Here is a 12458-nt window from a genome sequence, read left to right as displayed (position 1 = left end):
CCACTGCGTTAGATAAAATTATATTCTGTCATTACCTCAAATCATTACCACAACATGGCAAGTTGGCTGATTGAAGAATAGCTCTCCATCTACTATTTATGCCATATTTTTAATTTTCTATCGTCCGGTAAATAAATCGTTGATGTAAAGAGAATAAAGATATACCTTCTGGTAGTACTAAATTTCTTAACGTTCAGGACAAGATATTCAACGTTTGGGCTATTTTTGATTTTAACGAGAAAAAAAAGAAGATACTCTGATTATAAAATTGAAAGGCGTTTTTATTAATGAAAAAAATCATCATTGTATTCATGTCACTTATTTTACCATTGTCTGTTGTTATGCATTCAGGGGCTAGCATGGTTTACGCTGATAACATTGTAAATTCTGAAAATACTGTGGAGGAATTATTTTCAGAGGAAGATGATACTGACCAGTTGCCTGAGGTTCTAGATGAAGATTTGAATGAGGAGTCTTTAACTGATTTTATTGTTGAGTATTTGAATAATGAAAATAATCCTGACGTTGAATTCACAGATACTGGTGTTTACATTGATGGTATTTATTATACTCCAGAGGAATTTGAAGAGCTATTAGATGGAATGGTGGAGCCAACTGAGTTAGAAGTGAAACTTACTGATGATCAGCCAAGTGTAGGTACTTTTAGTGTCGGGACGGCATTCTTTATCCCAGCTATAGGACAAGCAACGGTTTGGTTATATCCTGTACCGGGAGTTGGTCAAGTCGCAGTCGTTGCAGTTGCATCAGTAGGAGCAGTTTATGGTACCTATATTCTCTCAAAAAATATTGTAAAAGCGGGGCACTGGGCATATACTTCAATTAGAAACTACGTAAACTCAAAACCTCGACCAAAAACTAAGTCTACAACTTCATATAATTATCAAAAATCTGTCACTTATGTTGATTATATAGTCTATAAATATGGTATTCCTAAACGTTTACTAGATGCAAACGGAAATGTAAGAGTAAGAGATTTTAATCAAAAAGTAACTGGACGTAATAGACCTACATGGAAAGAGCCTAAGTCTGGTTGGATAAAGGAAAAGGATGATACTAATCACGCGGGAAAGAAGTGGAAAATAAAAGATAAACAAGGAAATCGAAAGGCTTCTGTTGATGGAAACGGAAAAATAATTTCAAAATAAAATATAAAATGAAGTGAGGAACTATATGTCAAATGAAGAGTTATATCGAGAATCTTATACCCATGGAAAACAAATTTTTGAAGAGAAGAATCTTTGTGAGCCGGGGTTTATGTCAGAACATTTTTTGTATTTAACGCCTAAGAAAAAGTATCTGTATAAATGCATTGATCATCTTCCAAAGAGAATGGATAGCAAGCTTTATTTATACGAATTTGACTTTAATCGATATTCTACTGATGAAAAACAACGAAATAATTATTTCGACTATTTAAAAAGATTTAGACGTTCATTGATGACTATCTTGGGTTATGGAGATACTATTTTCTTAGAACGTACACAATTTGAAGAGAAAGATTTTACTTTACTTAAATTAGCCGCTACTACGACAGACTATAAAACACTTGACGAAGCGATTATTTATTCGTTAAATGACCATGACGCAACAATAATTTCAGTTCCTAGTTTATCTCTGTTACTTTTTGTTGGAGAAATGTGTATTATTTACATCACAGCTGATGAAACAACGGAAAAATTAATTCATGAGGTATCATTAGCAAATGGTTTGTATACTCATGAATATCAGATGATGGATTGAAACACTGCAAGATATAAGTGATTTGGTAGCCAAAATCCTATTTAAACTACTTTTTAAATTTAAAATGTTGATAAAGCCTTTTTAAGATGTACAAAATGGGGGTATAAGATAAACTGTGTAAGTTGCTAATTCTAGATGAAGCAGCTGCACAGTTTTTCTTTTTAATTTCATCCAAAATTAAACGAGGAGTGATTAGAAAAAAACGAGACAAAAAATCTGTAGAGTTAACCCAGTCCATTGTTGATACTTACCAGCCTGAAAGCGTAGAAGACATGCAAAATGCTTTAACGGGATCAACTAGAAAGTCTCTTCCAATACTTGGAATCAAAAAGAAGTACCTATAGAGCAGATTGCGATAAAACTTTACTGCGAAGGAAGCTCAGAATCGCCTTAGACATTCATCACTTAAATTAACAATGGATACTTACGCTCACTTAACTAAAGAAACCAAAGAAAAAACCGTAGAAAAGCTTGCAGAGCACCTAAATTTCTAGCAGAACGTATTCAATCTCGTGTTCAAACAAAAACACAAAAAAGCTGAACCCTTATCCATCAAGGGTTCAGCAATCATTTAAAGCTTATTCTTCTTCTTCAGCCATGAAAGTGTTGAACACTTCTTCGATCATGTCCCACTCTTTATCTGTTTTGATTTCTTCTAAGTCGCCTTCAGTACCATCGGCATTTTCAACGTAAGCATATGCTTGTAATTCTACTTCTTCGTCTTCTGGTACTCCAGCTGGATATAATAATACATAATTGCGTCCGAATTCTTCTTCACCATCAATTGTTAATAAGATTTCGTAAAGTGTTTCATTACCTTGGTCATCTACTAAAGTAATGTGTTCATGTCCTTCATGGTTATGATCATGTGTATGTTCTGTCATGTTCTTTTTTCCTCTTTCCTTGTGTTAAGTTTAAAACAATTTTTTGCCTGCGCCATCTAAATAGTTTTGTAAAATCATTACTGCTGCTACTTTATCGATGACTTTCTTACGTTTAGCACGTGATGTGTTAGCTTGTTCCACCAACATCCGTTCTGCTTGAACAGTAGTTAAACGCTCATCTTGATAGGTAACAGGAATATGATAAAGCTCTTCAATTTTTTTACCGTAAGCCATAGAAGCTTCGGCTCTTGGACCAATCGTGTTATTCATATTTTTAGGAAGACCAACGACAAATTGATTGACTTCATACTGATCAACCAGTTCTTTCAAACGGTCAAAACCAAATTCGCCTTCATCTTCATTAATTCGAATAATTTCTACACCTTGAGCGGTCCATCCCATTGGATCACTGACAGCAATACCTACTGTTCGTGAACCAACGTCCAGTCCCATTACTCTCATTATAGATTGACCCCATGATTTTCTAAATAGAAACGAATTAACACTTCTAAAATCTCATCACGCTCATGGCGACGAATCAAATTACGAGCCTCGCGATAACGAGGAATATAAGCCGGGTCTCCAGAAAGTAAGTAACCCACGATTTGGTTAATTGGATTGTACCCTTTTTCTTCTAGTGCGCTATACACAATCGCTAACGTTTCACTTACTTCTTTTTTTCGACTATCATCAAAATCAAAACGTACCGTTTCATCTGTAAAACCCATTAATATGACACCTCTTTCTCCGAATAAGTTTGCGACTTCTCCTTGTCTATTGTACTAAACATCACCAGAAACTACAAACAAATACTTTACTTTTATCTTACTATAATTTATTTTTGTGATAAATTTATGAATTTACTACTAGTTTTTTGTTTTCTATTAAATTACTGTAAAATAACATGTAATTGTTCGTTATCTCCTCTTTTTCTTTTTAAATGATTGACGAGATGACTGGTTCTATTCTAAAGTACATACAAGGAGGAATGGACACATGCAAACAGTTACGTTTACCTATGCACAAGACCAAATTGCAAGCAAACAACTAGTTTTACTTTATTTATCTATGCCCAATTGTAGTGTCTGTCATGCTGTAAAGCCACAAGTTGAACAATTATTCAAAAATAGTTCGTTACCAATGTTTCATCTCGATGCTAATACGCATCCTGAAGTTGCAAGTACTTTTCAAGTTTTGACTGCTCCAGTTATTTTGCTCTTTTTTGAAGGCAAGGAAGTGCATCGTCAAGCACGTTTTATTGATTTCAAAAAACTAGAGGAACTTGTAAAAAACTACCAGTCTATAAATCTATCGGTTAGTTATGATGAACTTTTCAGCTAAAAAACACCCCATCATCAAAAAAAATGATTTGGGGTGTTTTTGTTATTCTGCTATCGTTTCGCCTTCTGAACCAGAATGTAAGAAATAAATTAAAGTTTGTAATTCATTTGTTAAATCGACATTTTGAATTAACACATCGCTTGGTGCTGTAATACGAGCCGGTGTAAAGTTTAAAATCCCTTTAATGCCAGCTTCTACTAATTCATTCACCACATCTTGTGAACGTTGTGCAGGAACAGTTAAAATCGCAATATCAATTTGTTGAATCGCAATCTGTTCTTTCATATCCGTCATTGGATAAACTGGAATACCGTCTACAATACGTCCTACAATATCAGGATTTACATCAAATGCCGCACTCACGCGGATGCTATTGCTTTGATGGAATTTGTATTTTAGTAACGCGCTTCCTAAATTCCCAACACCAATTAACGCAACATTTGTCATTTGATCATCATTTAATGTTTTAGCAAAAAATTGCATTAAATCTTGAACATCGTATCCGTAACCACGTTTTCCTAATTCGCCAAAATAAGAAAAATCACGGCGAATAGTTGCACTATCAACTTGAACAGCTTCACTCAATTCAGTCGAAGAAACTTTTTTCTTTCCAGCATTATTTAAGATTCGCAAATAGCGATAATATAGAGGCAATCGTTTCGCTGTTGCCTTTGGTATTTGATTTTCTTTCACTTTTATAGACCTCCGTTTGTGAAATCTTCACTAGTACAAAGAGTATCATATCAAAAAGAACTAAAAAAAAGCAATTTGATTGCTCAAAAATAAGCGATTTTCACGAATTTTCTTGCAAATCGTTTTTTAGCCATCTCGCTAAGTCTTAGAAAATGTGATAGACTAACACTGATTCGTCCATTAAATGAAAAGAATTTAGAAGTGAGGATACTATGATTTTATTACAAGCCAACCAAATCGCCCGTCTCTTCGGTGCTGAGGTTCTTTTTGAAAATCTTCAATTAGAAATTAGTAGCCGTGCTCGCATTGGACTTGTGGGTAGAAACGGTGCTGGTAAATCAACTTTCTTAAAAATTATCGCTGGTATCGAAGCACCTGATGCTGGTACGATAGCTAAAAATAAAACTGCTACTATGGGCTATTTAGCTCAAGATACGGGACTAATTTCAAACGCAACCGTTTGGGAAGAGATGCTCGATGCCTTTGCTGAAGTTCGGCTAATTGAAAAACGTATGCGTGAATTGGAAATTGCTATTAGTGAGACAGATCCAACGACGCCAGACTATCAAACTATTTTAAAAGAATACGATCGTTTACAACATGACTTTTCGGAAAAAAATGGCTATGGATATGAAAATGAAATTCGCTCTGTATTGCATGGTTTTCAATTTGATGCTACTTTTTACAGTCAAAAAATAGCTACACTTTCTGGTGGACAAAAAACTCGTCTAGCATTAGCCAAAATGTTATTGCAAAGTCCAGATATTCTAATTCTCGATGAACCAACTAACCACTTAGATATTGAGACATTAGCTTGGTTAGAAGGCTATCTACAAAATTATTCAGGTTCCCTTCTAATCGTTTCACATGACCGTTATTTTCTAGACAAAGTTGTTACGGAGATTTATGAAATTAGCCGTCGTAAAATGCGTCATTACAAAGGAAACTATAGCCGTTATTTGGACTTAAAAGCAGAGCAATTAGCAAGTGATTGGAAAGCCTATGAAAAACAACAAACCGAAATTAATAAACTGGAAGATTTCGTTGCTCGAAACTTAGTGCGTGCTTCGACAACCAAACGGGCACAAAGTCGTCGCAAACAATTAGAAAAAATGGATCGATTAGACCGACCGCAAGGGGATGAAAAATCGGCTCATTTCCTATTTGATATCGAAAAACCTTCTGGTAATATCGTCTTACAAGTGGAAGATGCCGCCATTGGTTATTCAATAGAAGAAATTTTATCAGACCCAATCAATCTGGATATCCGTCGTAAAGACGCCATTGCCTTAGTCGGGCCTAACGGAATTGGAAAATCAACCTTATTGAAATCAATTATTGGTGAGCTGCCTTTTATCCGTGGTGCAGCAACATTTGGTGCCAATGTTGCGACTGGTTATTACGATCAAGGACAAACGAATTTACATCAAAATAAAACTATTTTGCAAGAATTATGGGATGAACATCCAACAACTCCTGAAGTAGACATTCGAACCGCATTAGGTGGTTTCTTATTTTCTGGTGAAGATGTTGACAAACCCATCGCTTTATTAAGTGGTGGCGAAAAAGCTCGGGTCGCTTTAGCAAAATTAGCGATGAATCGAGAAAATTTTTTAATTCTTGATGAACCCACCAACCATTTAGATATCGACAACAAGGAAGTTTTAGAAAATACCTTAATTGACTATGAAGGAACGCTTTTCTTCGTTTCTCATGACCGTTACTTTATTAATCGTATTGCGACAAAAGTAATTGAGCTTTCTGAAAATGGTAGTAAACTTTATTTAGGTGATTATGACTATTATTTAGAAAAGAAACAAGAAGAAGCGGAAATTGCGGCCCTTTTAGAAGAAAAAGAAGAGACTGTCACCGTTTCAACAGGAAAACAAAACTTTCAACAAAGCAAAGAACAACAAAAAATTATCCGTAACTTAAAACGTAAAATTGAAAAAATAGAAGAAGAATTAGCAACATTAGATGAAGAAATTACAACTTCTCAAACTCAAATGACTGAACCAGAAATCTTAAATAACCATGTAAAGTTAAATGAATTGAATCAGTTTGTTGAAACTGCCCAACAACGTCAAGAACAATTAATGGAAGAATGGGAAACATTAAGTCTTGAGTTAGAGGAATTAAATTAACCAGCATCGGACTTTTCATTCTAAAGTCCGATGCTTTTTTTTACTGAGTTTGGTTTAATGAATAGTAAATGAAATTAAGGAGGTTCACTTGTGAAAAAACAAAGAAATTGGGGCATGATTGTTTTTGGTAGTCTATTGATTGGTAGCGGCATAGTTAGCTTTGGTATTCGAAATGCTATCCATAGTTATGACGTACAAGCCTATGAACAACCGACAACCCCTATTGAAGACAATTATTATGAAGAAGGTCCTTATACCGAATTTTCCTATCGAGCAACACAACAACTAAAAGCAGACGGCATCAAAGTCCCCTTATATTTACAAACTGATGAACGCTGGAAAAATGAAGTGATTGATTATACCAACTCTTTAACGATGGAGACACACGGTAGTGCCATTGCATCGATGATGATGGTTCTCTCCTATCAGCAAGAGTTGGATTATGATTATGAAGTCATTTATGAGTTAATCTCTGAAGATTATTTTAACTCTGATAATACACTTAAATGGAAATTTTTCGAACAAGCTAGTGAAAACTATGGTATTTCTATCAGTAATTTAGGCTATCACTACGAAGAAGCTGAGACCCACTTGAAAAACGGTGAACCTGTCATCATAGCCTTAACTCCTGACGATTATTCAAATGAACACTTCGCCGTCATTGTTCGCACAAAAGATGGGAACCTACGAGTATTAGATCCTTTAGATTCACCAGATACAGAACACTACAAAAAAGTATACACACCTTCCGAACTAACAAACACGATTCAAAACTATTGGGCAATCATTTAATTGATTGCTTTTTTCATTGTGAATTTGTAATCAAGATTCTTTTCCTCTATACTAGAGAGAGAATATAATGGAGGGATTTTTATGAAAATTGGAATACCAAAAGAAATCAAGAACAATGAAAATCGTGTTGCGTTACCGCCATCTGGTGTCTACGAATTAATTCAAGCTGGACATCAAGTGATTGTCGAAACCAATGCCGGTGTGGGTTCTGCGATTTCTGACGAAGAATACCAACAAGTTGGAGCAACGATTGCTCATGCAAAAGATGCTTGGTCCGCTGATATGGTCTTGAAAGTGAAAGAACCGCTCCCAGAAGAGTACGCCTATTTCCGTGAAGATTTATTATTGTTTACTTATTTACATTTAGCAGCTAACAAGCCGGTTGCTGACGCGTTATTAAAAGCCAAAGTTAATACGATTGCTTATGAAAGCGTTCAACTAAATGACCGTTCACTCCCTTTACTCGCTCCTATGAGTGAAATTGCTGGTCGGATGGCAGCACAGATTGGGGCAGAATTTTTAGAAAGTCCTCAAGGAGGCAAAGGTATCTTATTGGCAGGTGTCCCCGGCGTTCGTAAAGGCAATGTGGTCATTATCGGTGGTGGGGTCGCTGGAACGAATGCAGCAAAAATTGCTTATGGATTAGGTTCAAACGTAACTATTCTGGATGTGAATATTAATCGTTTGAAAGAACTAGATGCGCAATTTAACGGACAAATTCAAACGCTATTGTCAAATACCTTCAATATCCATCAGCAATTACGAACTGCCGATTTAGTGGTAGGTGCTGTCTTACTTCCAGGTCATAAAGCGCCCACTCTAGTAACACGGGAAATGGTTCGTGATATGCCTGACCGTTCAGTTATCGTTGATATCGCCATTGATCAAGGAGGGATTTTTGAGACAGGAAGTCAAACAACCACACATGATAATCCAACCTACATTGAAGAACATGTCATCCACTATGCCGTAGCAAATATGCCGGGAGCAGTTGCCCAAACAGCCACTTACGCACTGAGCAATGCTACCTTGCCATTTGCTAAAAAGCTCGCTAATGGCACATTTGAACAAGTGATTAAATCCGATGCTGCCCTTTTCCGTGGCGTGAATACTTACCGAGGCCACTTAGTTCATGAAGCTGTTGCAAGTGACTTGTCTTTACCTTATACCTCATTAAATGAACTACTCTAAAAAAATAGCCTTCTTGTAAAAGGTCCTACAAGCGAATATTAAGCCATTCTACCTATTTATTGGTACAATAAAACATATAACTATAAATAGAGGAGTTGTTTGGTATGAAAAAGTTGTTAGCTTTGGGAATGACAATCGTTGCTCTAGTTTTTATGGTAGGTTGTAATAGTAGTAGTAGTGAAGAGAAAAAAGTATTTGTCTCAGAAACGGAAGGTTATACCTCTGAAATTACTTATTATTACAAAGATGATGACGTAACGCGACAAACCACGAAAAATTTGGTTAGTTACGAGTATCTAGGTGCTACAAATGCTGCGGAAGCAGAAGCAACACTTGAACCGTATGCTAGTCAGTATCGTGATGTTAAGGGAATTGATTATTCTATTGATTACGAGAGGGATCCGGTTGTTGAAGAAATTACAATTACCTATGCTGATATCGATTACGAACAGGTTAAAAACATTGATGGTTTTACTATTGAAGGTGATATTAGCCAAGGAATCAGTATGAAAAAAAGTGAAGAACTAATGCTAAACCAGGGATATACATTGAAAGAATAAAAAAAGGCGTTCATGCAGCAATCGCATGAACGCCTTTTTTGTTATTTTGCATGGTACTGAATCACATCATTTAATGCTTGTGCTGCGCCTGCATGTTTGTCATCATAATAAGCAGTGAAACGCTCATCAGCAACATACATCATTCCCAAACCTTTGTGAGCTTCAGCTGAGTATGCCGGCCAAGTGAAACTCAACCATTTTTTGTGTAATTCACAAATTTCTTTTGCAAGATCACTTTCAATTTCCGGTTGTTGTAAATACATCTCGATTTTTGCAAATAGTTGTGTTTCTGTCTCCGTCATTTCCTGCATTTGTTCTTCTGTTAAGTTCAAATATTTTTGATTTGAACGTTCCACGGTTTCTTTCCCATATTTCTCACGAATTTCTTCGCCGTATTTTGCTTCATTTTCTGCAATTTTTTGTTCTTTAAACGCTGTAAATTTTTCTTGATCTGTCATATCAATCTCTCCTTTATAATAATGCATTGTTTGTTGAACAGAAGCTAACAAACGATCAATTTCTCGTCGTTTTGCTAATAATTTTTCTTGATGCTCCATTAAGGCTTGTTCAACATTAAAGTCAGGATTATCGAGAATCTCTTTAATTTCTTCTAATTTCATATCTAGTTCTCGATAAAATAAAATTTGTTGCAATCGATTGACTTCTTGTTGACCATAGATACGATAACCCGATGAATTAACTCTTGCTGGTTTCAGCAAATCAATTTCATCATAAAAGCGTAATGTCCGTGCACTGACACCCGATAAATTGGCTATTTTTTTTATCGTATATTCCATGTCTTATCCCTCCTGACAAACTTATCATAAACCTTTCCGTTACGAGAAGGTCAAGTAAAAAAATTTATTTTTTTTGCTTGTACCTTTTTTTATTTCATGTACAATACAAGAGATGTTCTAAAAAAGGAAGTGAATAGGAAAAACAATGAAAAAATTTATTGGAGATAAAGCTTTTTATCGAACGGTATTAACGATTGCAATTCCAGTAATGATTCAAAATGGGGTAACAAATTTAGTCAATTTTTTGGATAATATTATGGTTGGACAAATTGGTACTGAACAAATGTCTGGCGTAGCAATTGTTAATCAACTTATTTTTGTTTTTAATTTATGTATTTTTGGTATTGTTTCAGGTGCTAGTATTTTTGGCACTCAATATTATGGAAAACGTGATTTTGTGGGGATGCGAAATGCGTTTCGTTTTAAGTTAGTTGCAGGAATTATTGCTTCTTTACTGGGTATGCTTCTGCTTTTCACTATGCAGATCCCTTTAATTTCATTGTTTCTGCACAATGATGGTACCAGTAGTAATTTAACACTTGCGTTACAATCTGGTCAATCCTTTTTAGTAACCATGTTGGTCGGTCTAATTCCCTTCTCTATCTCGCAAGCCTATGCAAGTACCTTACGGGAAATGGGAAAAACGATTGTCCCGATGTTTGCAAGTAGCGTGGCCGTAGTCACAAATACGCTTTTAAATTATCTATTGATTTTTGGAAATTTCGGTGCACCCCAACTAGGCGTGCAAGGAGCCGCAATTTCAACCGTTATTGCGCGAATCATTGAATGTGCAATTATCGTTGTTTGGGTCCACCGCCACAATATGGATAATCCATTTATTGTCGGTGCCTTTCGCAATTTTCATATTCCTAAACAACTGATCCAACAAATCATCAAAAAAGGTTCTCCTTTAATGTTAAATGAAGTTCTTTGGGCCTGTGGTATGACAATTGTCTTACAAGCTTACTCTATTCGAGGATTAAGTGTTATTGCAGGAATGAATATTGCTTCAACAGTATCGAATATTTTTAACATTATTTTCTTAGCCTTAGGTGGAGCTGCTGCAATTGTAGTGGGACAATTATTAGGTGCAAATAAAATGGCAGAAGCTAAAGACAGTGCACGCAAGCTGATTTTCTTCTCTGTGGTAAGTTGTACGATTATGGGAATTATTATGATTATTATCGCTCCTCATTTTCCAGAAATTTATAATACAAGTCGTGAAGTTAAAGATTTAGCGGGTCATTTTATTACGATTGGCGCAATCTGTATGCCATTTTATGCGTTTAATCATGTCAGTTATTTCGTCTTACGTTCAGGTGGTAAAACGATTATTACCTTTTTATTTGATAGTGTCTTTATTTGGGTCATTGTCTTACCATTAGCCTATCTATTAAGTACGCATACCTCTCTACCAATCATTTGGGTGTATTTCATTTGCCAGATGACCGAAGCCTTAAAATGTATCATTGGTTATTTCTTAGTGAAATCTGATGCTTGGTTAGAAAATATTGTTGTCGAAGCTTAAAAAATAAACCAGCCAAATGATATCGAGTGCACAGTGTAGCTCTACATCATTTGGCTATTTTTTTATTTTTCTAATGCAAATAAGACTGCTTTTTGTGAGTGAATTTCCGTTGTATCAAATACTGGCAATGAAACATCTGCTTGCTGAATCAACAAACCAATTTCCGTACAACCTAAAATCACGCCTTCTGCTCCCTCTGCAATTGCTTTGTCGATTATTTGACAAAACGCGGCTTTAGAAGATGCTAAAATTTTCCCATGGCATAATTCTTCAAAAATAATTTGATTGATACGCTCAATATCTTCATTCGGTATCCAGACATCAATCCCACTATCAATAATTTTTTGTTTATAAAAATCTTGTGTCATCGTGTATTTTGTTCCTAACAGTGCTACTTTTTTTATGCCGTGCTGTTGAAGTTCTGCAATGGTTGCATCTGCAATATGCAAAATAGGAATCGACAAATTCTTTTCAATTTGAGGAACAACTTTATGCATCGTATTCGTACAAATCATTAAAAAATCAGCCCCTGCTTGTTCTAATTTTTGGGCTTCCTTTTCTAAAATTTCTCCACTTTTTTCCCATTCATTCGCCAGTTGGCACTTTTCAATTTCATCAAAATCGACACTAGCTAATAAAATCTTAGCAGAATGTAAACCGCCTAATTGTTCATTAATCAATTGATTGATTCGTGTGTAATACGTCACTGTACTCTCCCAACTCATTCCACCGATTAAACCGATTGTTTTCATTGCTCCACCTCCATT

Annotated in this window: 14 protein-coding genes and 1 pseudogene; 9 read left to right on the top strand and 6 right to left on the bottom strand. The window is 35.5% G+C overall.

All coding sequences use genetic code 11. The features are described from left to right. Window positions 1–287: 287 nt before the first annotated feature. From DOK78_RS06225 to DOK78_RS06215, 3 genes and pseudogenes are all read left to right on the top strand, one after another. Window positions 288–1166 carry a hypothetical protein gene (locus DOK78_RS06225; protein WP_207941233.1) on the top strand — a complete coding sequence of 293 codons (879 nt, stop codon included), beginning with the start codon at window positions 288–290 and terminating at the stop codon, window positions 1164–1166. 25 nt (window positions 1167–1191) lie between these two features. Beyond that, window positions 1192–1761, top strand: coding sequence for a hypothetical protein (locus tag DOK78_RS06220; protein WP_207941234.1), 570 nt, complete (start codon window positions 1192–1194; stop codon window positions 1759–1761). Window positions 1762–2132: 371 nt separating this feature from the next. Then, window positions 2133–2255, top strand: a pseudogene (locus tag DOK78_RS06215) (site-specific integrase); the annotation flags it as partial. Between the two features lie 84 nt (window positions 2256–2339). Here the strand turns inward: DOK78_RS06215 and DOK78_RS06210 are convergent. The 3 genes from DOK78_RS06210 to DOK78_RS06200 are packed head-to-tail and all read right to left on the bottom strand — an operon-like array spanning window position 2340 to window position 3373. Further along, window positions 2340–2645 carry a DUF1292 domain-containing protein gene (locus DOK78_RS06210; RefSeq protein WP_207941236.1) on the bottom strand — a complete coding sequence of 102 codons (306 nt, stop codon included), beginning with the start codon at window positions 2643–2645 and terminating at the stop codon, window positions 2340–2342. Window positions 2646–2675: 30 nt separating this feature from the next. Further along, the gene (gene ruvX / locus DOK78_RS06205) at window positions 2676–3107 is read right to left on the bottom strand and encodes a Holliday junction resolvase RuvX (protein WP_207941238.1); all 432 of its coding nucleotides are present in this window, start codon (window positions 3105–3107) and stop codon (window positions 2676–2678) included. After that, window positions 3107–3373: an IreB family regulatory phosphoprotein gene (locus tag DOK78_RS06200; protein ID WP_207941240.1), complete on the bottom strand. Its 267-nt coding sequence runs from the start codon at window positions 3371–3373 to the stop codon at window positions 3107–3109. Before DOK78_RS06200 ends, ruvX begins: the two co-directional genes overlap by 1 nt. Before the next feature lie 268 nt (window positions 3374–3641). On the opposite strand from DOK78_RS06200, the gene DOK78_RS06195 reads away from it, so the two are divergent. Further along, window positions 3642–3986 (top strand): thioredoxin family protein, encoded by a 345-nt coding sequence (locus tag DOK78_RS06195; protein WP_207941242.1) that lies wholly within the window; start codon window positions 3642–3644, stop codon window positions 3984–3986. 42 nt (window positions 3987–4028) lie between these two features. On the opposite strand, the gene DOK78_RS06190 is transcribed toward DOK78_RS06195, so the two are convergent. Continuing rightward, window positions 4029–4679 (bottom strand): redox-sensing transcriptional repressor Rex, encoded by a 651-nt coding sequence (locus DOK78_RS06190; RefSeq protein WP_207941244.1) that lies wholly within the window; start codon window positions 4677–4679, stop codon window positions 4029–4031. 212 nt (window positions 4680–4891) lie between these two features. On the opposite strand from DOK78_RS06190, the gene DOK78_RS06185 reads away from it, so the two are divergent. From DOK78_RS06185 to DOK78_RS06170, 4 genes are all read left to right on the top strand, one after another. Next, a complete protein-coding gene (locus DOK78_RS06185) occupies window positions 4892–6823 on the top strand; it encodes an ABC-F family ATP-binding cassette domain-containing protein (RefSeq protein WP_207941246.1) in 1932 nt (643 codons plus the stop codon). Window positions 6824–6913: 90 nt separating this feature from the next. Further along, a complete protein-coding gene (locus DOK78_RS06180; protein ID WP_207941248.1) occupies window positions 6914–7615 on the top strand; it encodes a C39 family peptidase in 702 nt (233 codons plus the stop codon). Between the two features lie 81 nt (window positions 7616–7696). Beyond that, window positions 7697–8806, top strand: a complete 1110-nt coding sequence (gene ald, locus DOK78_RS06175) for an alanine dehydrogenase (RefSeq protein ID WP_207941249.1) — start codon at window positions 7697–7699, stop codon at window positions 8804–8806. Between the two features lie 104 nt (window positions 8807–8910). After that, window positions 8911–9366, top strand: coding sequence for a DUF1307 domain-containing protein (locus DOK78_RS06170; protein WP_207941251.1), 456 nt, complete (start codon window positions 8911–8913; stop codon window positions 9364–9366). A 41-nt stretch (window positions 9367–9407) separates the two neighbouring features. On the opposite strand, the gene DOK78_RS06165 is transcribed toward DOK78_RS06170, so the two are convergent. Then, window positions 9408–10163: a MerR family transcriptional regulator gene (locus DOK78_RS06165; RefSeq protein WP_207941252.1), complete on the bottom strand. Its 756-nt coding sequence runs from the start codon at window positions 10161–10163 to the stop codon at window positions 9408–9410. Between the two features lie 145 nt (window positions 10164–10308). Between DOK78_RS06165 and DOK78_RS06160 the strand changes: the two genes are divergently transcribed. Then, entirely contained in the window at window positions 10309–11691 is a 1383-nt protein-coding gene (locus DOK78_RS06160; RefSeq protein ID WP_207941253.1) for an MATE family efflux transporter, read from the top strand. Between the two features lie 62 nt (window positions 11692–11753). On the opposite strand, the gene DOK78_RS06155 is transcribed toward DOK78_RS06160, so the two are convergent. Beyond that, window positions 11754–12443 carry an aspartate/glutamate racemase family protein gene (locus tag DOK78_RS06155; RefSeq protein WP_207941254.1) on the bottom strand — a complete coding sequence of 230 codons (690 nt, stop codon included), beginning with the start codon at window positions 12441–12443 and terminating at the stop codon, window positions 11754–11756. Between the last annotated feature and the right edge of the window lie 15 nt (window positions 12444–12458).

It is taken from the genome of Enterococcus sp. DIV2402 (genome assembly GCF_017426705.2).
Taxonomy (GTDB): Bacteria; Bacillota; Bacilli; order Lactobacillales; family Enterococcaceae; genus Enterococcus_F; species Enterococcus_F lowellii.
This window is presented reverse-complemented; position numbering and strand designations above follow the sequence as displayed.